27 protein-coding genes are annotated in these 24,716 nt (G+C 68.2%); 14 read left to right on the top strand and 13 right to left on the bottom strand.

Annotated features, from left to right (window positions below):
* Nucleotides 1-351, top strand: a 351-nt coding sequence (locus IL992_RS46735; RefSeq protein WP_226874071.1) for a hypothetical protein, incomplete at its 5' end; no start/stop codon positions are given.
* On the opposite strand, the gene IL992_RS46740 is transcribed toward IL992_RS46735, so the two are convergent.
* The 8 genes from IL992_RS46740 to IL992_RS49065 form a co-directional block, all read right to left on the bottom strand.
* Nucleotides 352-1,311 (bottom strand): chromate resistance protein ChrB domain-containing protein, encoded by a 960-nt coding sequence (locus IL992_RS46740; RefSeq protein WP_226874072.1) that lies wholly within the window; start codon nt 1,309-1,311, stop codon nt 352-354.
* Nucleotides 1,308-1,844: a Chromate resistance protein ChrB gene (locus IL992_RS30510; protein WP_193206810.1), complete on the bottom strand. Its 537-nt coding sequence runs from the start codon at nt 1,842-1,844 to the stop codon at nt 1,308-1,310. The genes IL992_RS46740 and IL992_RS30510 overlap by 4 nt, the downstream gene beginning before the upstream one ends.
* Before the next feature lie 26 nt (nt 1,845-1,870).
* Entirely contained in the window at nt 1,871-2,875 is a 1,005-nt protein-coding gene (locus IL992_RS30515) for a DUF1259 domain-containing protein (protein ID WP_193206811.1), read from the bottom strand.
* A gap of 562 nt (nt 2,876-3,437) precedes the next feature.
* Complete coding sequence (locus IL992_RS30520; RefSeq protein ID WP_193206812.1) at nt 3,438-3,974, bottom strand: DUF4396 domain-containing protein; 537 nt, start codon at nt 3,972-3,974, stop codon at nt 3,438-3,440.
* 162 nt (nt 3,975-4,136) lie between these two features.
* A complete protein-coding gene (locus tag IL992_RS30525) occupies nt 4,137-5,021 on the bottom strand; it encodes a F510_1955 family glycosylhydrolase (RefSeq protein WP_193206813.1) in 885 nt (294 codons plus the stop codon).
* 146 nt (nt 5,022-5,167) lie between these two features.
* The gene (locus tag IL992_RS30530; RefSeq protein WP_193206814.1) at nt 5,168-6,103 is read right to left on the bottom strand and encodes a M56 family metallopeptidase; all 936 of its coding nucleotides are present in this window, start codon (nt 6,101-6,103) and stop codon (nt 5,168-5,170) included.
* A gap of 78 nt (nt 6,104-6,181) precedes the next feature.
* The gene (locus tag IL992_RS30535; RefSeq protein ID WP_193206815.1) at nt 6,182-6,802 is read right to left on the bottom strand and encodes a DUF305 domain-containing protein; all 621 of its coding nucleotides are present in this window, start codon (nt 6,800-6,802) and stop codon (nt 6,182-6,184) included.
* 76 nt (nt 6,803-6,878) lie between these two features.
* Nucleotides 6,879-7,571: a DUF6153 family protein gene (locus tag IL992_RS49065; protein ID WP_404804798.1), complete on the bottom strand. Its 693-nt coding sequence runs from the start codon at nt 7,569-7,571 to the stop codon at nt 6,879-6,881.
* A gap of 206 nt (nt 7,572-7,777) precedes the next feature.
* Here IL992_RS49065 and IL992_RS30540 point away from each other — a divergent pair, with 206 nt between their 5' ends.
* Entirely contained in the window at nt 7,778-8,137 is a 360-nt protein-coding gene (locus IL992_RS30540) for a BlaI/MecI/CopY family transcriptional regulator (protein ID WP_193206816.1), read from the top strand.
* A 50-nt stretch (nt 8,138-8,187) separates the two neighbouring features.
* Here the strand turns inward: IL992_RS30540 and IL992_RS30545 are convergent, their stop codons facing one another.
* Nucleotides 8,188-8,649, bottom strand: coding sequence for a MerR family transcriptional regulator (locus IL992_RS30545; protein ID WP_226874074.1), 462 nt, complete (start codon nt 8,647-8,649; stop codon nt 8,188-8,190).
* On the opposite strand from IL992_RS30545, the gene IL992_RS30550 reads away from it, so the two are divergent.
* Nucleotides 8,648-9,421: a methyltransferase domain-containing protein gene (locus IL992_RS30550; RefSeq protein WP_193206817.1), complete on the top strand. Its 774-nt coding sequence runs from the start codon at nt 8,648-8,650 to the stop codon at nt 9,419-9,421. The genes IL992_RS30545 and IL992_RS30550 overlap by 2 nt on opposite strands.
* Nucleotides 9,422-9,443: 22 nt before the next feature.
* On the opposite strand, the gene IL992_RS48575 is transcribed toward IL992_RS30550, so the two are convergent.
* Nucleotides 9,444-10,367 carry a C40 family peptidase gene (locus tag IL992_RS48575; RefSeq protein WP_193206818.1) on the bottom strand — a complete coding sequence of 308 codons (924 nt, stop codon included), beginning with the start codon at nt 10,365-10,367 and terminating at the stop codon, nt 9,444-9,446.
* A gap of 345 nt (nt 10,368-10,712) precedes the next feature.
* Here IL992_RS48575 and IL992_RS30560 point away from each other — a divergent pair, with 345 nt between their 5' ends.
* The 7 genes from IL992_RS30560 to IL992_RS30585 all read left to right on the top strand — a co-directional run bounded on the left by IL992_RS30560 (nt 10,713) and on the right by IL992_RS30585 (nt 17,888).
* Nucleotides 10,713-12,467 carry a glycoside hydrolase family 15 protein gene (locus IL992_RS30560; protein WP_193206819.1) on the top strand — a complete coding sequence of 585 codons (1,755 nt, stop codon included), beginning with the start codon at nt 10,713-10,715 and terminating at the stop codon, nt 12,465-12,467.
* A 145-nt stretch (nt 12,468-12,612) separates the two neighbouring features.
* On the top strand, nt 12,613-13,068 hold the full coding sequence (locus IL992_RS46755) for an SDR family oxidoreductase (RefSeq protein ID WP_226874075.1): 456 nt from the start codon (nt 12,613-12,615) through the stop codon (nt 13,066-13,068).
* Nucleotides 13,059-13,385: a Rossmann-fold NAD(P)-binding domain-containing protein gene (locus IL992_RS46760; RefSeq protein ID WP_226874076.1), complete on the top strand. Its 327-nt coding sequence runs from the start codon at nt 13,059-13,061 to the stop codon at nt 13,383-13,385. Before IL992_RS46755 ends, IL992_RS46760 begins: the two co-directional genes overlap by 10 nt.
* 258 nt (nt 13,386-13,643) lie before the next feature.
* Nucleotides 13,644-13,874 carry a hypothetical protein gene (locus IL992_RS30570; protein WP_193206820.1) on the top strand — a complete coding sequence of 77 codons (231 nt, stop codon included), beginning with the start codon at nt 13,644-13,646 and terminating at the stop codon, nt 13,872-13,874.
* A complete protein-coding gene (locus IL992_RS30575) occupies nt 13,864-15,618 on the top strand; it encodes a ferritin-like domain-containing protein (RefSeq protein ID WP_193206821.1) in 1,755 nt (584 codons plus the stop codon). The genes IL992_RS30570 and IL992_RS30575 overlap by 11 nt, the downstream gene beginning before the upstream one ends.
* A gap of 196 nt (nt 15,619-15,814) precedes the next feature.
* Nucleotides 15,815-16,993, top strand: coding sequence for a low temperature requirement protein A (locus IL992_RS30580; RefSeq protein WP_193206822.1), 1,179 nt, complete (start codon nt 15,815-15,817; stop codon nt 16,991-16,993).
* A gap of 157 nt (nt 16,994-17,150) precedes the next feature.
* Nucleotides 17,151-17,888 carry an SDR family NAD(P)-dependent oxidoreductase gene (locus tag IL992_RS30585; protein WP_193206823.1) on the top strand — a complete coding sequence of 246 codons (738 nt, stop codon included), beginning with the start codon at nt 17,151-17,153 and terminating at the stop codon, nt 17,886-17,888.
* A 536-nt stretch (nt 17,889-18,424) separates the two neighbouring features.
* Here the strand turns inward: IL992_RS30585 and IL992_RS30595 are convergent.
* Together IL992_RS30595 and IL992_RS30600 are read right to left on the bottom strand one after the other, a co-directional pair.
* The gene (locus IL992_RS30595; RefSeq protein WP_319018933.1) at nt 18,425-19,276 is read right to left on the bottom strand and encodes an RNA polymerase sigma-70 factor; all 852 of its coding nucleotides are present in this window, start codon (nt 19,274-19,276) and stop codon (nt 18,425-18,427) included.
* Between the two features lie 258 nt (nt 19,277-19,534).
* Nucleotides 19,535-19,990 (bottom strand): MarR family winged helix-turn-helix transcriptional regulator, encoded by a 456-nt coding sequence (locus IL992_RS30600; RefSeq protein WP_193206825.1) that lies wholly within the window; start codon nt 19,988-19,990, stop codon nt 19,535-19,537.
* Between the two features lie 77 nt (nt 19,991-20,067).
* On the opposite strand from IL992_RS30600, the gene IL992_RS30605 reads away from it, so the two are divergent.
* The 4 genes from IL992_RS30605 to IL992_RS30620 all read left to right on the top strand — a co-directional run bounded on the left by IL992_RS30605 (nt 20,068) and on the right by IL992_RS30620 (nt 23,447).
* Nucleotides 20,068-20,241 (top strand): hypothetical protein, encoded by a 174-nt coding sequence (locus IL992_RS30605; RefSeq protein ID WP_193206826.1) that lies wholly within the window; start codon nt 20,068-20,070, stop codon nt 20,239-20,241.
* 28 nt (nt 20,242-20,269) lie between these two features.
* Nucleotides 20,270-21,697, top strand: coding sequence for an MFS transporter (locus IL992_RS30610; RefSeq protein WP_193206827.1), 1,428 nt, complete (start codon nt 20,270-20,272; stop codon nt 21,695-21,697).
* 102 nt (nt 21,698-21,799) lie between these two features.
* The gene (locus tag IL992_RS30615; RefSeq protein WP_193206828.1) at nt 21,800-22,864 is read left to right on the top strand and encodes an alkene reductase; all 1,065 of its coding nucleotides are present in this window, start codon (nt 21,800-21,802) and stop codon (nt 22,862-22,864) included.
* A gap of 169 nt (nt 22,865-23,033) precedes the next feature.
* Nucleotides 23,034-23,447, top strand: a complete 414-nt coding sequence (locus IL992_RS30620) for a class I SAM-dependent methyltransferase (protein WP_193206829.1) — start codon at nt 23,034-23,036, stop codon at nt 23,445-23,447.
* Here the strand turns inward: IL992_RS30620 and IL992_RS30625 are convergent.
* A complete protein-coding gene (locus tag IL992_RS30625) occupies nt 23,400-24,230 on the bottom strand; it encodes a helix-turn-helix domain-containing protein (protein ID WP_319018934.1) in 831 nt (276 codons plus the stop codon). The genes IL992_RS30620 and IL992_RS30625 overlap by 48 nt on opposite strands.
* Nucleotides 24,231-24,716: the final 486 nt, after the last annotated feature.

Below are 24,716 nucleotides of genomic sequence, written 5' to 3' on the forward strand. Positions count from 1 at the left end.
GCGACCTCGGCCGCGTTCCCGCAGCCGAGACCAGCAACGACCATCAGTAGCAACCACGACCAACATCAACGCCAGGGGGTCAACTTTCAGGCGTCGCTAGGGGGTCAAAATTCGAGCGTCGTTGACAGCCGCGAGGCCGAGCAGGCGCACCTCCGAGTCCGGCCGCTGGAGGCTCTCAAGGCACTATCTGCGATGGGTCTCGAAGAACAGCGCTACCGCCAATTTCTGCACGCAGCCTCCTCAGGGGCCGACTCGCGCGCAAGCGGCTTCGTCCGCATCGGCGAGACGAGGGGCGGGACTGAGCACCTGAAGGTTCACATCCAGGCGAGCACGACCACTCATCGTGGGTGACTATCTCCGGTTGACCAGGGGTTCGCGGTCCGAGGGGAGGTGGACCGGCCGGAACATCTGCCAAAGAGCCAGGTCGTAGCCCGTTTTTACAGTCCCTGCGATCAGAAACGGCAGCGCCAGGCCGAACGGTTGCAGCAGCCCGGCCAGCGCGGGTCCGGCGGGCCGGGTGATGTAGCGGGCGGTGTTGGTGACGGCAGCCGCGGCGGTCCGCTCTTCCGGTGGGACCAGCGCCATCACGTACGCCTGCCGGGTCGGAATGTCCATCTGTGACAGGCAGGCGCGCGTCAGCAGGAGTCCGACGGCCGCGGGAAGGGTGGGGACGAGCGGGACGGCGGCCAGGAGCAGGTTGGACGGGATGTGGGTGAACACCATGGTGGGCAGCAGCCCGATCCGGCCCGCCACGACGGGCGCCGCCAGCAAGGACAGGGTCTGAAGTACGCCGACGGCGGCGAAGGTGATGCCGATGGTCTGGGTGGTGGCGCCATTGCGCGCAGCGCCTGTGAGGCCAAGACGATGCGCACGGCCCTGGTCATGCCGGTTCCCGCCCCAGCAGCAGCTCGCGCCGGTAGAACTCATACAGCCCGTCGAAGATGGGCCCGGTGATCTGGAGGTCCGGTGGTCGTCGCAGATCATCGACAGCCCGCGCAGGATCACGTCCAGGCCGGGTGCTTCGGGTGCCTCGTAGCGTTCGTCGTCCAGGTCGGCCTCGTGCACGATCTGCGCGATGCGGTGCAACACGGGGTCGGTCAGCTCGTAGACGGCCAGGATGGTCTCGAAGCTGCAGTTGCCTTCGTGATGGGACAGTGCGACCCCGCGCATGTCGAAGCCGGTGGCGTCGGCCGGCGGTTCGGCTGGGTCGCTGACGAACATGAACGTCGCGTCGGGGTCGATGTGGCGGCGGATCAGCCACGCGCATGCGGCCCGATCGATGTGAACCCCGGCGCGGGTGGCCCATTTCATCTACGCTGCTCCTTCCTCTCCTCTTCGCTGGTGTTCTGGTCGATGAGGGCGTCGACCGCGGCGTGGGCGGCGTGGCGCTGCGGCGGAGGGAAGTAGTCGCGGCGGCCGATACGGCGCAGCTCGGCCCGCAGCCGCCGGGCGGTCGATCGCCGGACGGTCTCCTCCTGACCGGTTGCGCGTGTGGCCTGCTCGATCACCTGCGTGTACTCGGCTGCGCGGGCGGCGGCCATCGACGCGGCGAGTTGTCGTTCCTGGGGCGTAGTGGCGGGGTGGGCCAGCCAGATCCCGGCCGTGCCGCCGAGTTCGGTCACCTCGTCGGCGATCCACTCCAGATGCTCGCGGGTGCGCGCGTCGGCCGGCAGCGCGACCAGCCCGTCGGCCAGGTACGCCACCCCGAGGCGTTTGAGCTTGCGCCAGATGCCGATACGGGGCGTGGACGGCTCGCGGGGCAGCCGGTAGGACAGCAGCACCCACTCACCCGTCCCGGCCTCCCGCGCGATCACCTCGTCCGTTCTCTCGGCGGCGTCCTCCATTTGCCGTGCGCGTTTCGTCCGGTGTTTCAGTGGGCGGGTTTGAGGTTGCTGGTCGCCACCCCCTCATGCAGCGTTCGGGCGAGCTTGACCGCGTCGCCGACCGCCCAAAAGTGCATGTAGAACATGCGCGGCTGATCGTTGAGGGTGTGGTTGTGCAGCTCGACGATGTCGACGCCGCCCCGGCGCAGCGCGCGGATGACGTTTTGGACTTCTGGGGCGGTCATGACGAAGTCGCCGTTGATGGCGGCCTTGCCGCCACCCGCCGGCTGGAAGTTCAGCCCGGTGGACACGCCCATCCCCGCCGGGGTGATCCGGTTGCCGGAGGAGACATGCTCGCGCCGGGCGAAGGTGAACTTGTAGATGCCGCCGTCGTTGGTGCCCTTGGTCCCCAGCGCCGCGTCGATCGCGGCGGTGTTCAGCTCGATCGCAGGTGGCGAGGACGGCGGGGATGCGGGAGGGGTGGCTGTCTGGTCCAGAGCGGCCCGGATTCCGCGGGCGATCCTGACCGGGTCTCCCATGGCGTGGATGTGCGTCCACCAGACTGGCGGTTCGTGGGCCAGCAGGTGCTTGTGCAGCGCGGTCTGGGAGATCCCCGCAGCCTGCAGCGCGTCGGTCACCTTGCCCAGTTCGTCCTCGGTGACCACCAGATCGCCCATCATCATCGCCTTACCGTCCTCGTAGCGGGTGAACGCCGCATACGAGCCGAGGGCGAACCCGGCTTTGATCGCGACTCCTTTGGATGTGACCTTCAGGTCGGAGCGGGGGAACCCCACCCGGTACACGGTGTGGTCGGCCGACAGCTTGCCCGATCTGCCCAGCGCCTGAGCGGTGGCCTTCCAGTCGCCGTCACTGGTGGGAACCGGCTCCAGGAGACGGCCGTGGAGAACGCTGTGCGAGGAGGTGCCTCCGTCGGCCGCGATGACGCCGGCGGACGCTACCGCGGTGACGTTCGAGGCTGTGATCAGTGCGGCCGCCGCCACGAGCGCTGCCGCCCGGATGCGACCGAGGCGGAGGATCGAAACAGTGCCCATACCCGCCCCCTAATCAGACAAAGCGGGATATGTAACCATGGTTGCACCGGCCCTCGCGCGAGGGAACACAGCCCGTGCGGCCCTTACCTGCCCGTGGACGGCTTCATGCCTTGCCCTGGCATCTGGACTGCGGCCTCGTGACTGCGATCGCAGATAGTGGCTGATCACCTGCAATAGCGTCAGTGCCGTCCTGAGCAGCGCCGGGCCGGTTTTCCTCACCGATCGACGCGGGCCACCTGCACCTGTGCCCCGTCCGTCCAACTGGTCCCGTCGTCGGTGCTGCGGCGGATACGCCCGCTCTGGCTGTCGTAGGCGTAGAGGCTGGTGCCCGCGGGTTGCAGGGCGTGGAAATCGGCGGTTCCCGCTCCGACACCGTGGTCCAGGTGCGACCGGCATCGGTGCTGCGGATCAGCCCCAGGTGCGCGGGCGATCCCGCCGCCACATCGACGGCGGATGGGTTCCCGCTGGCGAGATAGGTTTTCGGTCCCATGCCCAGGGAGACCAACCATGGCGACGCCCCCCATTACCGCGGCCTGACCGAACACGCCGCCCACACTGCTACTCAGTGGTGGTAGGCGTGGACAACGGCATGTCCCTTGCCCTTACCGATGATCCACTTGTTGATCGGCGTGGTGACAAAGAAGGCGACGAGCAGGGAAAGCGCCAGGGCGCCCCAGAACAGCGCGGACGTCAAAGTAGCGGCCATGGCGCCCGGGATGGCGAGCATGACGCCGTTGTCCACGATCTCCATGACGATGATGGAAACGGTATCGGCTGCCAGCGCCAGCTTGATCGCGCTGGCCCAGCCCACTCCAGCCTTACGGAGCGGGAGCAGGGTCAGCAGATAGCCGAAGAAGAAGGCGAGCACGACGGCCAAGGCGACGGACAGGCCGGTGGTCCAGCCGAGCGCGGTGGAAATCACCAAGCCCAGCACTTCGCCGATGGCGCATCCGGTCAGGCAGTGCAGCGTCGCGGACGCGGCCGTCCGCCAGGATGCTTTCGTTCCGACGCCGTGATGCGAATGGGCTGGCTGGTCCATGGTTGGCGGGTGCTCGCCGTGCTCATGCTCCATCTGGTCGTGGTGGTGCTGCTCGGTCATGACGACTCCGACACATGTAGGTGGGCCTCGTTACTCGTCCGAGGTTAATACCCCCTGGGGGTACTGGCAAGCATGGCGGTGAGCGGCATCTGGCGAAGCGACACGCCGGAACTCGACGTCGGGCGGCAGATGAGTGCCGACGAGGCGCGGTCGCAGGGGCTGTCAGGCGCGGAAGGGCCTGTAGGCCTCGGAGAAGGTCCGGCCGCTGTCCTTGGACTGGTAGACCGTGCCATCCTCTGTTGCAACGAGGAGACGGCGTCCGTCGGAGGTGGCGAAAGCCACAGCGGGGCCGGGGACAGTTCCCTGCGTCTTCCAGGTCTTCCCGTCGTCCTGGCTCACACGAACTGTCTCGTCGGTAGCGATTCCGATGACGAGGCCCTCGCCCAGCGCGTCCAGAAAAGTGAACGTGGGTGAACCCACCAGTGTGGTGAATGTCTTCCCGCCGTCCTCGCTCACCAACGGCCCCTCGGGAGTGGTCGCGTAGAGGCGGTCAGGCTGGTCGGCGGAGCCGGCAAGATCCGCTACCTGTAGTTGCGCGCCGTCCGTCCATGTGGCGCCGTTGTCGGTGCTGCTGCGGATCCGCCCGCACTGGCTGTCGTAGGCATACAGGCTGGCGCCTGTGGGTTGCAGGGCGTGAAAATCGGCCGTTCCGACTTCCGACACAGTGGTCCAGGTACGACCGGCGTCGGTGGTGCGGATCAGCCCGAGGCGTGCGGGCGCCCCCGCTGCATCGTCGGCAAGGGAAGGGTGACCGCTGGCCAGGAAAGTGTTGGGCCCCACAACTGTGAAGCCCATGTAGTCCTGGACCCGGTCTGCCACTCTTACCGCGCTGTCTGTCGCCCTGACCTGGAAGAGGCCGAAGTGGCCGGCGACATAAATCGTGCCGTCAGCCGGATCGACGCCGAGGCCGTGGATGTGGCCGATCCCTGGATCCATGGATTCACTTCGTTGGCTCTGGGGCCGATCAATGTGATCAGCTTGGCAGCCAGTTACCAGCAGGGCCAGCAGGGCGACGATGCCAAGGAGGCGACGCCGGGTCGAAAGCATGGCAATCCTCGTCTCGCGGGCATCCGGGATCATCTTGTGACGAACTACTAGGAAGCCTAGTAGTTATTGCCACATGCTGAAACGCATGTCGACAGGGGCGCCATCAGTGACGTGAGGAGCTCACGTAGCGGGCATGGCGGAGACTCTCAGCAAGGAAGCGGCAGCATCATCACGCCCAGGGTCACCAGTACGGCGGGGACGCCGACCGCGGCGGCAACGGCGAACCAAGACAGGGATCTGACGTGGGGCAGCCGTGGAGGCGTCTGTGGAGAGGTCAGCCGGGCGATTCTCAGCCTGGCGATGTGCGCGGTGGCGGGGTTGACGGCCAGGGCACCCACGGAGCACGACGCGACTGAGAGCTTCTGTAGCGCACCGATGAGTGGAGCCCTTCCGTGGTGGTGCGCCGCGTGATCGTCGGCGGCCAGTTCCAGCAGGCCGGGCAGGGTGGTGTGCGCGAGCCGTAGCGTGCCGAGCCAGGGAACCGCGGCGCGCAGTGCGTCGGCCAGCATCAGGACCAGGTGGTGCCGCTGCCGTAGATGCGCGCGCTCGTGGGCCAGCACCGCCGCCATCTCGGCCGGGTCGAGCCGGTCGAGCGCGCCTGTGGTCACGACAATGGGCCGTTCTCGCGCCGGCAGGCAGTAGATCATCGGCATGGGGTGCTCGAGCACGCGGACGTCCGGTGTCCCGGCGAGATCCCCCGCGACCACGTCGAGCATCTGCCGGTGCTCGCGGCGTTCCCGAACGGTCCGGACCACCCTGGGCACGGCCAGGCTAAGGGAGGTGATCCCCGCCGCGAAAAGCAGGACCGTCGCGAATGCCGCCACCGGGGATATGGCATGGCCGTCCCTCGGCAGGCAGTCGGCGATCCAGTCGACGAGCCGGTGACCGGGAGTGGCGGGCCAGAGGAGTGCGATAGCGGTCAGCCCAGTCAGGGCCAGCATGGTGCCGGCGATGGCGGCGGTCCACAGCGCTACGGCGGTGCCGGGCAACCCCGCCGGCCATCGCGCGCGCAGCAGCATGGGGCCCGCGAGGTGCCCGAGCAGGAACACGCATCCGGCCAAGGCGATGATTGCGGCGATCATTCCCAGTTCTCACCTTCTCGCGCCTGGGATTCGAGGAACGGGTGGGCGACGACCGCCGTCGCCCACCCGCCGGGAGTCCTACTGCAGGAGCTTCTTCATGGTGCTGATCTCCGCGGACTGGCTGGTGATGATGGAGTCGGCCATCTGCTTGGCCGGTTCATAGACGCCGGCCCCCTGCTCCTCCTTGGCCATGGTGATGGCGCCCTCATGGTGCTGAATCATCATCGTCAGGAACGCCTTGTCGAATGCGGCGCCCTTGAGGCCTTCGAGCTTCTTCATGTCCTCGCCGGACATCATGCCGGGCATGCCGTGGTCCGTATGGTCCATCGGCATGCCGTCCTCGCCGGGGGCCTGAACACCCCAGCTTTCGAGCCAGCCGGTCATCATCTGAATCTCGGGATCCTGGGCGGCCTCGATCTGCTTGGCCAGCTCCTTGACCTTGCTGCTACCAGCGCGGTCCTCGGCCAGCTTCGCCATCTCAAGGGCCTGGCGGTGGTGCGGGATCATCATCTGCGCAAACCAGATGTCCCGGTCGTTGTGGTCCGCGGCCGGGCTGGTGGCAGGAGCCTGTGATTCGGTAGGCATCGCGGACATCGACGACGTGGCGGACATGTCGTGGGTGGCGGTGTCCGTGGAGCCGCAGGCACTGACCAGCAGGCCGGCCGAGAGCAGGGCGGCGGGAATGGCAAGACGCTTCATGGCTGAACACTCTCCGTGTGTAGGTGCATGCAGGTCGCTGTAGCTCGACGGCGAGGCAGGCCGTCGAGTGCGCCTTCTACACCCGGATCACACAGAGTTGCGCGAGGGTCGGCCCTCTGGGACGGGCGGTGGGCCCGCGGGGGAGGAACGACTGCAAGACCAGTCGGATCGGCGGGGCACCGAAGCGGCCTGCACTCACTATGACGAGGAGAAGTAGTAGGACCGACCCGGCCAGGAGGAGGGCGAGACAGACCTGGCCGCCGCCGTGACCCTGGTGGGGAGAGCTGGGTTCGTCGCCGTGCCGGTCGTGGGGTCCGGCCATCGGCATCGCCGAATGATCGATTTGAGCGGAGTGCAGGGCCAGGACGCTGGGAGTGGGAAGAGGCCCAGGTGAGGGCTGCAGCCCGTGCATGGCGAACAGGCCGCACAGGACGGCGGCAAGCAGGAGCAGACCGCTCAAAGGAGTGAGCCTGCGCGCCACACCGTCCGTAGTCACAGTGGACACATTACCCATGGATCCAGGCGCTTCCCGCATCACCTGGCAATGCCTTCCTAAGCACTCACTACTACCCCTACTAGTGGCCGTGATGGCCTCCGGCGATACCAGTGCCGGGCCATTGGCTTCTGACGTCCAACCACGATCGTCGACCGAGACCGGAGGCAAACGAAGCGAGCGATGGCGCCGTCTGGAGGACAGGAGATCGGCAGACATGCGATAGCGCGATTGCCACTTACGCCTCGAACCTTGCTCTGCAGCGGACTCGGCCATCAGGCAGCAGGTCGACGGTTGTGGGGCAAAACAGGGATACTGTGATCGTCAGCGCCGGGAAGACACCGCTGATCCCATCGCGGCATCCCGAGGACAGTGGTTGATCGACTGTCACTGCCTACGACAGGAGTCCGGAATTGGTGACCGCTTTGTCGCACCAGGCCTGATCTACTACCTTACCTAGGAAGGACGAGGGCGGAGGAGACGTGCGCGAGTTCGGCAGGCTCGAGGCGGCGGTGATGGACTGCGTCTGGGCTCTCGGCCGGCCCGTGTCCGTACGCGAGGTACTGACCGAGCTCCAGAAGAGCCGCGACATCGCCTACACCACGGTGATGACAGTGATGGACACCCTGCACGGCAAGGGCTGGCTGCGCCGTCGGTTGGAGGGCCGGGCCTACAGTTACGAGGCGGTGGCCTCGCGTGAGGCGTACACGGCTCGTTTGATGCGCGGAGCGCTGGCGACGAGCAACAACCAGGCGGCGGCGTTCGTCCACTTCCTCGCCGAGCTGACCCCTACGGAGGCGGAGGCGCTTCGGCAGGCTTTGAAAATCGTCCCCCCAAACTGATCTCCGCCCATCGACGAGGTCTCGGTTCGGATCCCGTCTATCCAGCGGGCTCAGACAGGGACATGTGGTCGCGCCTCCCGCCCGATCCTCTCCTTGATCATGGCTTGGAAGTGCGCGCACGAGGTGAAGTCCTCATGGTCGCAGTCCAGTGCACACCGGATGAGCTCCAGCGAGGCTTTCGCCTGGGCGATGCGCTGCCTCAAATCGTTCTCGAGACGCCGCAGAATGACGCGCCGTTCCGCGGGTTCCCTGGCTGCGATCATCTCCCGGATGTCGTCGAGCCCGAACCCGGCTTCCTTCGCCCGCAGGATGACCGCGATCCGGTAGAGGTCATCGGACCCATACCGGCGGCGATCGCCTCCGATCCGCGCTGGCTCCAGCAGGCCGACGGCCTCCCAGTGGCGCAGGACGTGCGTGGCCAGGCCGAAGTGTTCCGCAACCTGTCCGATGCTCATCGCTGGAGGGTTCGAGTTTGACTTCATGTCGACATTAAGTCGCATGGTGGGGGACATGTCCAACGACGAGACGATCCGTGTCCCAACCGAAGATCTCAACCCGCTCATCCGGTTGCTCGACGCGGCCGACGCATCCCCTGGCGCGGCAGCCCTCCGTGCCCGATCCTATGAACTGCTGCACATCGCCCCCGGTATCCGAGCGGTCGACGTCGGGTGTGGTACCGGCCGCGCCGTCGCGGAGATGAGCGAGCATGGGACCCAAGCCGTCGGCATCGACGCCAGCGTGGAGATGATCGATGAGGGCCGTCGACGCCGGCCGGATCTGGACCTGAGGGTGGGCGAGGCCTACGAGCTGTCCCTGCCGAACGGCTCTGTGGCGGCCTACCGGGCCGACAAGGTGTACCACGAGCTCGACGACCCGGCGAAGGCGCTCGGTGAAGCGTTCCGCGTGCTCACACCCGGCGGGCGAATCGCCCTGATCGGCCAGGATTGGGAGAGCTTCATCATCGACTCGGACACTCCCACGATCACCCGCACCATCGTCCAGGCGCGCGCCGACACGGTTCCGAATCCTCGCGCCGCTCGCCGCTACCGCAATCTCCTGCTCGACGCCGGGTTCGAGGACGTGGCGGTAGAGGTCCGCACCGGCATCTTCACCGACGCCACCATGCTGCCGATGCTGTCGGGCATCGCCGAGGGAGCCTTCGCGGCCGGCGCGCTCGACCGGGAGCAGGCCGACATGTGGATCGCCGAGCAGGCTACGCGGGCCAAGGCGGGGCGGCTCTTCCTTGCGATACCGCTGTTCCTCGCCTCGGCAGGCCGACCCTGACGAGAACGGCTACCGGCGACGTTCAAGAGACCAGTCGTACGCCGCCCATGAAGGGGCGCGTCTTGATACTGACGATCTTCACCACGTCTCCCGTCTGCGGGGCGTGAACCATCATGCCGTCGCCGACGTACATGCCGTTGTGGTGAAGGTCGGAGTAGAAGAAGACGATGTCCCCTACCTGAAGCTGGTCCATTCTGGGGACTCGTGTCCCCAGCTGCCACTGGGCTCCCGTGTAGTGGGGCAGGTTGATCCCGACCTTCGAGTACGCCCACAACATCAGCCCTGAACAGTCGAAGCTGTTCGGGCCGGCGGCTCCCCACACGTAGGGCTTGCCGACCTGGCTGACCGCCCATCGCGCGGCCTCGGCGGCTTTGCCCTGGCCCTCGACGGACACCGTCGGCAGGTTGGCGACGGGAGGCGGGCCGAGTTGCTCGATCTTGGTCTTCACCCCTTCGATGAGCTTCTCGATGCGCTGCTTTTTCCCTGCCAGGTCGCTCACCAGGTTTCCGAGCTGCTTCTTGTGCGCGTTCGCGCGCTCGCGTGCCCGATCGACCTGGTCCTGCAGGCGCAGTGCGTCCTTCAACTGCATCCCCCACTGCTGAGAGAACTGCGCAGTGAGCGAGGCGGCGGACAATACTGCCCGGGGGTCCCCTCCGGCCATGGCGAGGGAAGGTGAAGCGAGGGACCCGGTCATGTAGCTCGTGTTGGCGAGCGCACGGGTGGCCTCCCGTACCTGCGCGTATCGCTGCTCGATCCGTGCGGCCTCGGTGTTCAGCCGCCGCGACTCACGCTTCGCCGCGGCCAACTCCACGCGCCGGCCGTTGTACTGCTCGGTAAGCTTCTCCGCTTGCTCGTTGAGGCGGGCGAGTTGAGCCTTGAGCTCCTTGGGGGTTGGCTTCGGAGCAGCGACGACGACCGAGGGAATCAGCATTCCGGCGACAGCCACCAGCGCCCCTGCTATTCGTAAAAGGAAGTGCGAAAGCGGCGCCTCAGGCTTACGTCCCACGCTTCTCCGCTCTTTCACTGTCGGGAGGCACGTCCCGGACCTGCATGATCGCTCCCTGGCCCGCTGGCCCCGGTCGGCGACGTCCGGGTCCTCTTCCTGAGGCTGGGCCGAACTACGATGCACCTTAGTAGACCTGTGTTACTTGCGCACCCAAAGTCGGACGTCTCGGTCCAGACCGGTGAGTACAGGTGTGTGCAGGGGCGCCGAGTTGACCTGGAGTTTCCCGCCCTCGCACGAAGACAAGTCCGAGTGATGACGCGCCGCCCGGCGAGTAGCGTGGTCCATATGCGGATCGAGGACTACGCCCTCATCGGGGATACGCAGTCAGCCGCCCTCGTCGCTCGCGACGGATCGATCGACTGGCTCTGCCTTCCCCGGTTCGACTCCCCCGCATGCTTCGCCAAGCTCCTCGGCGACGAGTCCAACGGGTTCTGGCGGCTGGCCCCAGCCGGGCACGAGACGGCCACGCGGCGCGCGTACGCCGACGACACGCTGATCCTCGAGACCGTATGGGAGACCTCCACAGGCACCGTCAAGGTCATCGACTTCATGCCTCCCCGGCACGCCAACCCCGCCCTGGTCCGGATCGTGGAGGGCGTGTCCGGGACGGTGGACATGACCACAGAGATCAGCATCCGGTTCGACTACGGCAGGATCATCCCTTGGACCCGCCGCTTCGGCGGCCGCCTCCACGCCATCGGCGGGCCCGACTCGGTCTGGATCGACGCTCCCCTCGACCTGGAAGGCAGCGGCGACCGGCACACCGGCACCTTCACGGTCGCCGCGGGGCAACGCCGGTCGTTCGTGTTCACGTGGCACCCCTCGCACCAGCCGGAACCCCACGGCATCGATCCCGATGAGCAACTCACCGGGACCAGCCGGTTCTGGGAGGAGTGGGTCTCCCGCTGCTGGCTCCCGGGCCGCCACCGCGCCGCCGTGGTCCGCTCCCTCATCACGCTCAAGGCGCTCACCTACAGCCCGACCGGCGGCATCGTCGCGGCTCCCACCACGTCGCTGCCCGAGCATCTCGGCGGGGTGCGTAACTGGGACTACAGATATTGCTGGCTGCGCGACGCCGCGATGACACTCGACGCCCTGACCGAATCCGGGTACGTCACCGAGGCGGGCGCCTGGCTTGACTGGCTGCTCCGCGCCATCGCGGGCCGCCCGGAGGATCTCCAGATCATGTATGGCGTGGCAGGCGAAAGGCGCCTGCCAGAGCAGACGCTCGACTGGCTTCCCGGGTACGAAGGCTCCCGGCCGGTGCGGATCGGCAACGACGCGGCCGGCCAGCTTCAGCTCGACGTCTACGGCGAGGTGCTCAACTGCTTCTACCGGGCCCGCAAGCTGGGCTTGCCGCCCCACGACTACGCCTGGTCCACCGCTTGCCGGCTGATGGACTTCCTGGAGCGCAGCTGGGCCCAGCCCGACGAGGGCCTGTGGGAGGTCCGCGGCCCGCGGCGGCACTTCGTCCATTCCAAGGTCATGGCGTGGGTGGCGGCCGACCGGCAGGTACGGGCGATCAAAGAACTCGGCCACACCGGTCCCCTCAGGCGCTGGCGGGCCATGCGGGACCGGATCCACGCCGAGGTCTGCGACAAGGGCTTCGACCGCGAGCGCGGCACGTTCACCCAGTCGTACGGCTCTCACGAAGTCGACGCGGCGCTGCTCCTCATTCCGATCGTCGGCTTCCTGCCCCCTGAGGACCGCCGGGTCACCGGCACGATCGACGCGATCGAACGCGAACTGATGACCGACTGTTTCGTGCTGCGCTATCCGGTCTCCGAGAGCAACGACATCGACGGCCTGCCCGGAGCCGAAGGCGCCTTCCTCGCCTGCAGCTTCTGGCTGGCCGAAGCGCTCAACCTCGTCGGCCGCAAGGACGAGGCCATGGCCCTGTTCGAACGGCTGCTGGCCCTCACCAACGACGTGGGCCTGCTCGCCGAGGAGTACGACCCCGTCCAGGCGCGCCATCTGGGCAACTTCCCTCAGGCGTTCACCCACCTCCAACTGGTCCATACGGCCCTGGCGCTCTGCTAGTGCTGCCCGGCGTTTCCGGCCGGCGGCCAGGCGGGCAGCCGTCAGCCGAAGGAATTTCGCGGCAGCTGTCACAAGCCCGGAGGCTGCCCGGTCTTAGCTGGCGCCGGGTGGCAACGAGGTGGCCCGGTGAACGAAAGGGATAGCGATGAAGATCGTGGTAATCGGCGGGACGGGCCTGATCGGGTCGAAGCTGGTGACGCAGCTGGGCGAGCAGGGTCACGAGGCGGTGGCGGCGTCGCCGAACACCGGCGTCAACACGCTGACCGGCGAGGGGCTGGCCGAGGTGCTGGCGGGCGCGCAGGTGGTGATCGACGTGTCGAACTCGCCGTCGTTCGAGAGGGCCGCGGTGCTGAAGTTCTTCGAGACCTCCACGGGCAACCTGCTGGCGGCGGAGGCGGCGGCGGGCGTCGGTCACCACGTCGCGGTCTCGATCGTGGGCACGGAGCGGATGCCGGACAACGGCTACTTCGCGGCGAAGATCGCTCAGGAGCAGCTGATCGAGAAGTCGGGGATCCGTTCTCACTCGTGCACTCGACCCAGTTCTTCGAGTTCACCCGCGGCATCGCCGACGAGGCCACGGTGGATGGCAAGGTGCACGTAGCGCCCGTGCTGTTCCAGCCGATCGCGGGTGACGATGTGGCCCAGGCGGTCGGCCGGACCGCGGTGGGGGCGCCGTTGAACGGCAGGGTCGAGATCGCCGGGCCGGAGCGGTTCCGGATGGATGAGTTCTTCCGCCAGGCACTGGCCGCCTGGGGCGATTCGCGCGAGGTGGTCACCGACCCGCACGCGCGTTACTTCGGCAGTGAGCTGAGCGAGCGGTCTTTGGTTCCACTTGACGACGACGCCACCCTCGGCACGATCCGCTACCACGACTGGCTCGGCCGGAACACGACCGGAAAGCAGCCCGGGCGCTCGTAGCTCACGAGAGCCCGTTCCACACCCGGTCAGCGCCCGCGGCCGAGATCGACCGCGGGGCAGACGGCGCTGACCATGGTGCAGAAGCCCAAACGCAGTCCATCCCGCGGGGTGCGCACGCGGTGATCGTAATCATCGGGCACCCGCCGAGCGAGCCCGGAGCACCGCCGCACCCGCACTTCGGTCCCGTGTCCGGCTCCACCCGTAGGGCGAGCCGGAGCGGTCGGCCGGACATCCGCCCAAGCCATGTATGGAGGAACAATGAGCGCTCCGAGCGGCGACGACGACGTTCTGCACGAGCTCGAGGTCGAGGTCGAGGCGGAAGTGACCCTGGTCGAGTCCAGTCATCCGGAGGAGGCCGTCGGTCTGTCGGTCGCCGACTGGCTGGCCGATCCGGCGGACGTCGAACGCGAGGAGATCGGCCTGCGGGGTCTGCTCGACGCGATCGAGGTGCTGCGGGACGGCTCAAGGCCGGGCGATCATGCCGAGTGAGACGCGGATCGACACGCTCGACAGCCTGCGGGAGCATCTGCAGTGGGCGGTCGAGCTGGAACACGCGACGTTGCCGCCATACCTGTGCGCGCTGTACTCGCTGGATCCGGAGCGCAACCCCGAGGCGACGGAGGTGGTGGGCAGCGTCTTCGCCGAGGAGATGCTGCACCTCGCTCTGGCCGCGAACCTGCTCAACGCCGTCGGCGGCCGGCCGCACCTCGACATGCCGCGCATGCTCCCGCCCCATCCCCGGCGGCTGCCGCACAGCGATCTGGAACTGTCGCTGCTTCCGTTCGGACCGGAGGCCCTGGAGATGTTCCTGCGCCTGGAACGGCCCGCGCCGCCCGACGCCCCGGCGGAAAGCGACGGCTACGAGACGATCGGGCAGTTCTACGCCGCGATAGAGCAAGGACTGCGCGACCTGTGCGAGCAGCTCGGCGAGCGAGAGGTCTTCTGCGGCGACCCCGCCCGCCAGGTGAACACGACCCACTTCCGGCACACCGCAGGACGCCTGATCGCCGTGGACAGTCTGGACTCCGCGCTGAGGGCGCTGGAGGAGATCGTCGAGCAGGGCGAGGGCACGGCCCGGAGCGAGATCTGGGACGGCGACCAGGACGTCTTCCACCCCGATCGGGACGAGGTCGCCCACTACTACCGCTTCCAGGAACTCAAACTCGGCCGGCGCTACCGGCGCGGCGACACCCCGCGGTCCGGGCCCACCGGCGAGCCGATCTCAGTGGACCTGGGCGGCGTACGCCCGATGCGGCCCAACCCGCGGCTGTCGGACCACGCCCCGGGCAGCGACGTCCGTATCGCGCAGGAAGAGTTCAACCACACCTACTGCGCGATCCTGCATCTGCTGGAGCAGGCGTTCAACGGCAGCCCGAAACTGCTCGCGGTCGCCACCGGAACCATGTACGCGCTCAAGGCTCAAGCCCGGGCCCTGATGCTGATGACCGACGACGACGGCACCACGGCCGGCCCCACCTTCGAGTACGTGGCGCCAGAACGCCGCCGGTGGAGCGTCGGCGGCGATCGACGGCGCATCGTCGTCCTGCGCGACGGCCCGTACGTGGTGTACGGCGGCATCCCACTCCGGCGCAAACGCAAGATCGTCTCCTCCGAGAACAACGCGCTGACCTGGAAGACCGGCGAGCCCCTGGAAACCGAGGACACCTACGCGCTGTGCCGCTGCGGCCATTCGGGCTCCAAGCCGTTCTGCGACGGAACCCACGCCGTGATCGGGTTCGACGGCACGGAGAGCCCGATCATGCGTCCCTACGAGGAGTTGCAGCACGTGCACGACGGGGTGGGCATTTCGGCGCAACGGGTGGGCGAGCTGTGCGTCCATGCCGCCTTCTGCCTCGGCCGCGCCAAGCCGATCGCCGCCATGCTCGCCGACACCGGCGACAGCGATGTGCGCTCCGACATCATGGGCCGTATCGATCACTGCCCCTCCGGTTCCTACAGCTACGCGCTCGAACGCGGCGGCGAGACGATCGAGCCCGATCTCCCACAGGCCGTCTCGGTCCTGGAGGAGGAGGACGGACTGGCCAGCGCGCTGTGGGTCACCGGCAAGGTGCCGGTCCTGCGGGCGGACGGCCGGCCGCTGGAGGTTCGCAACCGGATGACGCTGTGCCGGTGTGGCCGTTCCGGCAACAAACCGCTGTGCGACGGCACCCACCGGGAGATCGGCTTTCACGAGGAAGCCGCGGTCGAAACGGACGCAGGAAGCAGATCATGAACAACTATGCGCGCCGGCGTCGGTGCCTGTCCGCCGAGGAGCCGCTCATGCGGGGTGCGGGCGGTAGGTGCGATCTCGGTGCCGCGTAGTAACGGCCCGGAACGTCGCCCTATCTTTTCGGACGGACCGTACGTTGCAAAGCGACAGGAGCAGGACCTTGCCACCAGCAGGCTCCACAATCCGGATCCGAATCCGGATGAGCGCTCGTTCCATCGATGAGCCACACCGGGTTTCGAGTCAGCTGGAGCTGCTGTTCGACCTCACGTTCGTGGTCGCGGTCGCGGCCGTCACCGCGGAGTTCGCGCACGGCATCGCCGACGGTCACGGCCTGGCCGGGCTGGTGCCGTTCTTGCAGGTCTTCTTCGCGATCTGGTGGGCGTGGATGAACTTCACCTGGTTCGCCTCGGCGTACGACACCGACGACGTCGCCTACCGCCTGCTGACCATGGTGCAGATGGCCGGTGTGCTGGTCCTCGCCGCCGGCGTGCCCGCGGCGGCCAATCAATCGGACTACGGTGTCGTCACTCTGGGCTACGTCATCATGCGGATGGCGCTCGTCACCCAGTGGGTGCGAGCCGGTCTCGAAGACCCCGCCCGCCGCCGGACCGCCCTGCGCTACGCCGCCGGTATCACCATCCTGCAGCTGGGATGGATACTTCGTTTCTTCTTGGCGGAGAAGGGGGTGTTGCCCGCGTCGTCCGTGCTGCCGTTCTTCGTCGGCCTGGTCGTCCTGGAACTCGCGGTGCCGCGGTGGGCGGAACGGGCCCGGAGCACCAACTGGCACCCGCACCACATCGCCGAGCGCTACGGCCTGTTCACGATCATCCTGCTCGGCGAGAGCGTGCTCGCCACGACCAGGGGGGTCGAAGGGGCGCTCGAAACGGGCAAGATCAGCGGTCCCTTCATCGTCGTCGCCGTCTCGGGCCTCGTCCTGCTGTTCGCCCTTTGGTGGCTGTACTTCCTCGGACCGGCGGGGGAAGGTCTCAGTGACCGGCGTCATCGGTCCTACCTGTGGGGATACGGCCACTACGGCATCTTCGCAGCCCTGGCCGCCCTCGGCGCCGGGCTTGAAGTGGCGGTGGAGCAGAGCGGGCACGACGTTGTGGCGTCACCGCTGGCCCTCGGCTACGCGGTCGCCGTTCCTGTCGGCGTGTATCTCGCCCTGCTGTGGGCGGTGCACGTGCTTGTCATCGCACAACCCGTCATGTTTCCCGCCGCGGTTCTGGGGTGCGTCGTCGCCGTCCTGTCGCTGCCGCTCGCGACGCCCTGGGTCGGCGTGGCCGCCGTGGTCGCGGCGACCGCGGCCATCTGCGTTCTGCTGGTCGCCGTCACGATCTGGACGACAGCCGTCGGGGCCCGTGCCGAAGCGCAATGAGGTGGTCCTTTTCGGCGACGTACGCCACTACCGCGGACGGTGCGAAAGGGGCGAAGAGCTCGCCCAGCGCAAGGACCACCGCGCTCCTCGCCCTTCCTGAGCGCGCCGAACTGTTGCGGCATGACGAAACCTGCGAGCCCCTGTGGAAAGGAAGCACATGAGCAACACATTGAACGACAAGGTCGTCCTCGTCACCGGAGCGTCGTCGGGTATCGGCGAGGCCACCGCGCTGGCCCTCTCGGCGGAAGGGGCACGTGTCGCGGTCGGGGCCCGGCGCACCGACCGGTTGGAGTCTCTGGTGCGCAAGGCGCCCGGCGAGGTGCTGGCCCTTGAACTGGACGTGACCGACCAGGAGTCGGTGCGGGCCGCCGTCGCGGATACCGTCGAGCACTTCGGCGCCCTGGACGTCCTGGTGAACAACGCCGGGGTGATGCTCGCCGGTCCCATCGTGGGAGCGGACACCACGGAATGGACACGCATGGTCGAGACCAACCTGCTCGGGTCGATGTACGCGGTCCACGCGGCGTTGCCGCACCTGCTGGAGCGCAAGGGCACCATCCTGCAGATCTCCTCGACCTCGGGCCGGGTCGCGTCAGCCGGCAACGCCGTCTACGCCGCGACGAAGTTCGGCATCACCGCCTTCTCGGAGGCGCTGCGGCAGGAGGTCACCGCCCTGGGCGTGCGCGTCGTGGTCGTCGAGCCCGGCTTCGTCGCCACCGAACTGGCCGGCCACATCACCGACCCCACGATGCGGGCCGCCGCGCAGGACATGGCTGCCACCATGCGCACCCTTCACCCCGAGGACATCGCCAATGCTGTCGTGTACGCGGTCACCCAGCCGCAGCACGTCGCGGTCAACGAGATCCTCATCCGCCCGACCGACCAGGCGCGGTAGGCGAGCGAGCCCGGCCCTGTGCGGGGGCGACCTTCGCCGGGCCGGACGTACCCCGGCCCGGCGCGGCATCGGCGAGTACGAAGACCGCGAGAGGCCGAAGCCGGCCGTTGACGGCCGGACGGCCTAGCGGGCGACGTCGGCGGCGAGCAGTTCTTCCAGCTCGGCCAGGTCGCCGGTCTGCGCGCCGGCGAGGAAAGTGCGTACCAGATGCCGGTGCGCGGTGGTGCTCACCGCGAAGTGGAGGGAAAGGGTCCACGGACACGCTGGATTGCTCTGGCTCGCCACGTCGGGCTTGTGAGCATTGATGCGGTCGCAGGCGTTGATGACGGCGACGAGGTCGAGGCTCTACACACGATTGACCGGGCAGCCCGGGCTATGCGTGACAGGAAGCCGGATGTGACGTGCGTCTCATCGGCGTCAATCCCCCGGAATCACGGAGGCGGTTCTCTGCCGCTGAACCGCCCCGGCTTCGGCGGAGACCTCGGGCGTTGATGCCAGCCGCTGAGCTGGTGTTGACCGTGGTGGAGGACTTCGTACTATGTCGCGGTCGACAGCGCGGCGATCTTGGCGGGATTCATCATCCACAGCACTTCGTCGATGCCCTCATCGGAGGCGTTGACGGTGAGGACAGTGAACACCTCGCCGTCGCGGCGCAGCAGAGCGGCCGCCTGCCCGTTCACGTCGGTCCATCCCACCTCGACCCCGGCCCAGAACCGGTCCGCGAACGCTCTGATGTACTTCGCGACCCGGAACGCGCCGATCACGGGGATGCGAGAGGCTCGGACGGCACCGCCTCCGTCGGAGTAGCTGATCACATCCGCGGCGAGGAGCTTTTCCAGTGCGGCAAGGTCGCCGGAGCGGGCGGCGGCGACGAAGGCGGTGAGCAGTCTGCGCTGTTCGGCTCCGTTCACCGGTGCTCGGCGCTCGGAGACGACGCGTTTGCGGGCCCTGCTGACCAGCTGCCGCGCCGCGGCCTCACTGACCTCGATGATCTCGGCGATCTGCCGATAGGGGTAGTCGAACGCCTCTCGAAGCACGTAGGCCGCGCGTTCGGTGGGTGAGAGCTTTTCCAGCAGGAGCAGCACCGCGAAGCCGAGGGCTTCGCCTCGCTCGGCGCCGAGGTGAGGGTCGGCACTGGTGTCGACGGGTTCGGGAAGCCACGGGCCGACGTACGTCTCGCGACGGACCCGCGCTGACTGCAGGGCGTTGATGGCGAGGCGTGTGGTCACCGTCGCCAGGAACGCCCCCGGGTCGGCCACGGTAGTGCGGTCGTAGGCCTGCCAGCGCAGCCACACGTCCTGCAACAGGTCTTCCGCCTCGGTGGAGCTGCTCAGGATCCGGTACGCGATTCCGAACAGGCGCGGCCGCACGCTCTCGAAGACTGCCACCGCTTGGTCGAGATCGCCGGTCCCACTGAAGTGGCTCCTCGATCCGGTATCCCCCATGGTGATGGCCCCGTTCCGCCGGCGGATGGACCCATACAGCCTTTCACCTACCCGTCCGGCACCCGCCACAGGGGATCGCGGCTCGTGACATCTCGGTGTGCTGCTTCATCGGACGGCGGGACCGACCTCCAACACGCTCGGTTCGTGATCAACGGCCCTGATCGGCGTGTCCTTCCCGTCGCGATTCCACCACGGGCCGTGTCAGCTGCCGTGTGCCTGGCGGGAGCGCCTGGTGTCCACGTTGCCGGTCAAGGTCGTGAGGATGCCGGGTAGCTCTGCCACGGTCTCGGCGGGCAGGCCGGCCACGGTCTCCTCCGCCAGAGCGCACCATAGCTGCTTGACCTGGTCGGCCAGAGCTCTGCCGCTGTCGGTGAGTTCGACGACGCTGGCGCGCCTGTCGGAGGGGGCGGGTGCGCGGCGGATATGACCGGAGGCTTCGAGCTTGCGGGTCATGAGCGTGACGCTGGGCGGCTCGCAGCCGAGCGCCTCGCTGAGCTGGGCCTGGATCATCGGGCCGGTCCGGGCGAGCTCGAGCAGGAGCGCCTCCTGCCCGGGGTGCAGGCCGAGCGGGGCCAGCAGCGCGGCGGCCCTGGCCCGGTGGCGCAGGCTCAGCAGGCGGATGGCCTGGTTGAGGGCGTCGGCGTGCTCGAAGTCCATGGGTCTCCTTGACAAGTTAGTTACTCGCATAATAGTTATTCGCATAACTGATTCTACACGACATCGAGGCTCCGGACATGACCGTGAAGATCGCAATCATCGACTACGGCCTGGCAGGCACCGCGCACGCATTCGCGCAGGCCGTCGCCGAGGGCACCGCCTCGGTTGAGGACCTGGCGTGGGCCGACGCATCCGCAGGCGGCCGGACCGCCCGCGGAACCAGGACCGCGACAACCCCCCAGACCGCGTGAGCGGCGGATCGGCGAGGAGTAAGAACTCATGACAAGCACCAGCACCGCAACGCCACGGGTCAGGCCGCAGGCCGGCCTCGCCTGGTTGGTCCTTTCGCTGGCGTGTGCCTGCCAGTTCATGGTCATCCTGGACGCGTCCATCGTGAACGTCGCCCTGCCCGCGGTCCGCCAGGACCTCGGCTTCACGCCCACCGGCCTGGCCTGGGTGGTGAACGGCTACCTGCTTACCTTCGCCGGCTTCATGCTGCTGGGTGGCCGCGCCGCCGACCTGTTCGGTCCGCGCCGGGTTCTGACCGCCGGACTGTTGTTGTTCTCCGCCGCGAGTCTGGCGGGTGGTCTGGCGACCACTGCGGATGTCCTGGTGGCGGCCCGCGTCGTGCAGGGCATCGGAGCCGCCATGATGGCTCCGGCGACGCTGGCCGTGATCAATACCTCCTTCACCGAACCGAACGCACGTGCCAGGGCGTTCGGCGCATGGTCTGCCTCGGGCGGCGTGGGCGGGATGGTCGGCGCGGTCGCCGGTGGAGCCATCACAACCGGCATCTCATGGCGGTGGGTCTTCCTCATCAATGTGCCGATCGGCGCCGTGCTGGTCATCGTGGCCATGACGGCGCTGGCGGGCACGCGAACCGGCCGGCGGGAACCGCTCGACCTCATCGGCGCGGTCACGGGGACGGCGGGGCTGGCCGCTCTGGTCTACGGGGTCATGCAGAGCGCCGATCACGGCTGGACGTCCGTGCAGGTCGCCGGGCCGGTAGTGGCGGGCCTGCTGCTGCTCGTCGTCTTCACGGTGGTGGAGTCGCGTTTCGCCGAACGGCCGATGGTGCCCCTGCGGCTGTTCAGGATCCGGGGGGTGGCCGTCGGCAACGGCATGCTGCTGCTGTTCGGCGGGATTTCCATCGCGATGTGGTACTTCACGTCGCTCTTCCTGCAGAACGTACTCGGCTACAGCGCGCTTCAAGCCGGGCTCGGGCAGACACCCGCAGCGGTGGTGTTCATGCTGGTCGCGCGATTGGCCGCCGCCCTGCTGCCGCGAACCGGTGTGCGCCCCCTGGTGCTGGCCGGCAGCGCCGGTTTCCTGGCCGGTTTCGGCTGGCTCGCCCAGGCCCACACCGACAGCGGCTACGTCACCTCCGTGCTCGGGCCCACGCTGCTCATCGCGGCCGGCATCGGGCTGACCTTCCCCACCCTCATGGCCGCGGCGACCGCCGAGGTTCCCGAGGGTGACGCGGGCACCATCGGCGGCCTGGCCCAAACCGCCAGTCAGGTGGGCGGCTCGATCGGTCTGGCGGTGCTCGCGACGGCCGGCGGTGCCAGAGCCGCGTCGGAAGCCGGCGCGAGTTCCCCGGCCGCCGCCCTCGCCTCCGGTTACGACCTGGTCTTCCTCATGTCGGCCGGGCTCGGCCTGGCCATCGCGGTGGTCAGCCTGCTCCTGCCGCGGCGCCGACGCGGCTGATCGCCCGCGACGCCGCGTTACCGCTCACCGCATCCCCCTTGATCCACGTACGCCCCCACGTCACATCGTGCCCGGCAAACCAACTGATGCTGAGGAACAACTATGACCAGCGCATTCGACCCGATCACCGTCGGCGGCACGCAGCTCGCCAACCGCATAGCCATGGCGCCGATGACCCGCAGTCGCGCCTATGGCGGGCTGGTGACCGAACTGACGGCGGAGTACTACGCTCAGCGCGCCTCCGCCGGACTGATCATCACGGAGGGCATCCAGCCGTCCGTGATAGGTCAGGGATATCCGTTCACGCCCGGCCTGCACTCCACCGAGCAGGTCGCCGCCTGGCGCAAAGTGACCGACGCGGTGCATGCCGAAGGTGGGAAGATCTTCGCTCAGCTGTTGCACACCGGCCGGATCGGCCACCCCGTCCTGCTGCCCGACGGCATGGTCCCGGTGGCGCCGTCGCCGGTCGCCGCGCGGGGACAGGTGTTCACCCCTGACGGCATGAAGGACTTCGTCACCCCACGCGAACTGAAGGCCACCGAGATCGAGCAGACCATCGCCGACTTCGCGAGCGCCGCGCGTAACGCCGTCGATGCGGGCTTCGACGGGGTGGAACTGCACGGCGCCAACGGCTATCTGATCCACCAGTTCCTCGCCCCCAACACCAACCAGCGCACCGATGGCTGGGGCGGGTCGGCCTCGGGCCGCATCCGGTTCGCCGTGGAGGTCGTCTCGGCGGTCGCCTCCGCGATCGGCGGTGCCCGCACCGGCCTGCGCCTATCACCCGGAACGATGAACAACGACATCCACGAACCCGACCCGCACCCCGTCTACCAGGCGCTGGTGCAGCGGACAGCCGCCCTGGACCTGGCGTATCTGCACGTCATGGAGGCCGGCCACCGGGATCTGACGCAGACCATGCGACGGCGATTCCCTGGCACCTTCATCCTCAACCCGCACACCGGCGCCCGCCCGACCGGTGCTGAGGAACTCGCGCTTATCCACGACGGAACCGCGGACATGATCGCCTTCGGGCGGCTCTTCCTCGCCAACCCCGACCTCCCCCGCCGCCTGGCGACCGGCTCTCCTCTCAACACCGCAGACCCGGCCACCTTCTACGGCGGCGACGCGGCCGGCTACACCGACTACCCGGCTCTGCCCGCCTGACCGAAAGGCAGGCGACGGGATCTTCGCCCCCGTCTCGACGACGAGACGGCCGGAGGGAACCGCGCCCGGCCTGCGGCAGGGAGACACCTTCTTCATGGGCGACAACCGTGGATCAAGGGTGAGCGGTTCGTTCAAGACCGGACGGTCTCGCGGTGCGAGCCTGCTGGGCATGACCGAACAGGCTTTCACTCCCGCCCTCGGACGCTTCGCGCCCACGCGTTTCTACGATCCCGTCGTCACGCTGACCCGGGAGCTGCTGTGGCGGGCGCTGACCGTCATGCATGTCGCGCCGCGACCGGAGGATCTGATCGTCGATGTGGGATGCGGCACCGGGTTCACGGCGCTGTTGCTGAACCGCACCGAGCCGCGGGCGCGGGTGGTGGCGACAGACCCGGATCAGGGTGTGCTCACGATCGCCCGGCGCAAGGCCGAAGCCGTCGGCGCGACGGTGCGGTGGGAGACCGGGATGGGCGACGCGCTGCCGGAGCCGATGGCCGAGGCCGGTTTCGGCGACGTGCGGGAGGCCGAGGTCGTGTCAACGGTCACTGGTTCGATCTCGGTCTACGTCGCCTTCCGGGAGTGACGGGCGCAGCACCGGCAGTACGACCGCCGGGGTCAGCCCCATCATCTCGCGCATCCATCGCGTCAGATGCGCCTGGTCGGCGAAACCGCTCACGGCCGCCGCCTCCGCCAGCGACCGCCCCGCCCGCAGCGCCTCCACCGTTCGGCGCAGCTGGCCCCAGACGCGCCAGCGGGTCAGCGGCATGCCCAGCTGGCTGCGGGCAAGGCCGCGCAGCCGTTGCGGGGACACGTCCACCCGCCTGGCCAGATCCTGCATCGAGACCGGCCCGTCCGCCAGCGCGTCCATCGCCGCGAGCAGCCGGGGATCGAGCTCACGGGACGGTCGCGCGCCGGCGAGACGGACATCGTCCTCGCCGCGCTCACGCAGCTCGGGAGCCGCGCTGATCCCGGAGCCGCAGCGCTCGCGCAACCGGTCGGCGAAGGCGCACTGCGGCTCCACGAAGAAGATCCGAAGATCCGTCGTCGCCCGCATCCGATGTCGCACCATGGGCGGCACCACAAGCGCCACGGCGCGGTGACAGACCTCGGAGGCGTCCACCATGGCGGCTTCACCCTCGACGGCGACGACGATCTGGAAGGCGGCGTGGCGGTGGAAGCCGCTGTCCCACGACGGCCCCTGATAGAGCGCGTAGCCGTGACCGACATCGAAACGCGACGTCGTCACCGTCGGGGCGAGGGCATCCGGTGCGGCGCTCACGAGGCCGCGCCGCCCTCGTCCACCCTGGGGCCTGCTGCCCCCGGTCATGTCGTGGGTCATCGGCGCGTCGTCCGTCCTTCTGCTCACCGGCCCCACCTCACCGGCCCCACCTCACCGACCGGCTCACCCTCCTGCGCCAGGCCGGCACACCGCCAGTCACGGTCGCGACCATGTGACCGGCAGGGGAATGCGCACCCATCCGATGCGGTGCCTGCGGCCCGCCTACCGAACCACGTCGGGGGAGGCCGCGGGCGGAGCGGTTCGGCGGGTGCGACCGGCATCCCGCGATCGGCCTGCCGTTTATTTCTCTGGGCTCTAAACTATTGACGGCGCTTCCGCTGGTATGTGAGCCTCCCTTTCAGATTTCCATGCACCTGGGAGTAGGACGGTCAGGGTCCCGCCTGGTCGTGCATGGCCGGTTGTCCGCGCTCGGAGGAAAAACCGTCCATGCGAGTTCGCACACCTGCTCGTGGTCACCCCGTCCGGGCCGGTTTCTTTCCTCGGATCAGTCACTGTCGCCACAGTGAGCGCGGCCACCGGGGTATCCGCAGGGACCCCCACCACGAGGTAGGT

The organism is Microbispora sitophila (assembly GCF_014892245.1).
Taxonomy (GTDB): Bacteria; Actinomycetota; Actinomycetes; order Streptosporangiales; family Streptosporangiaceae; genus Microbispora; species Microbispora siamensis.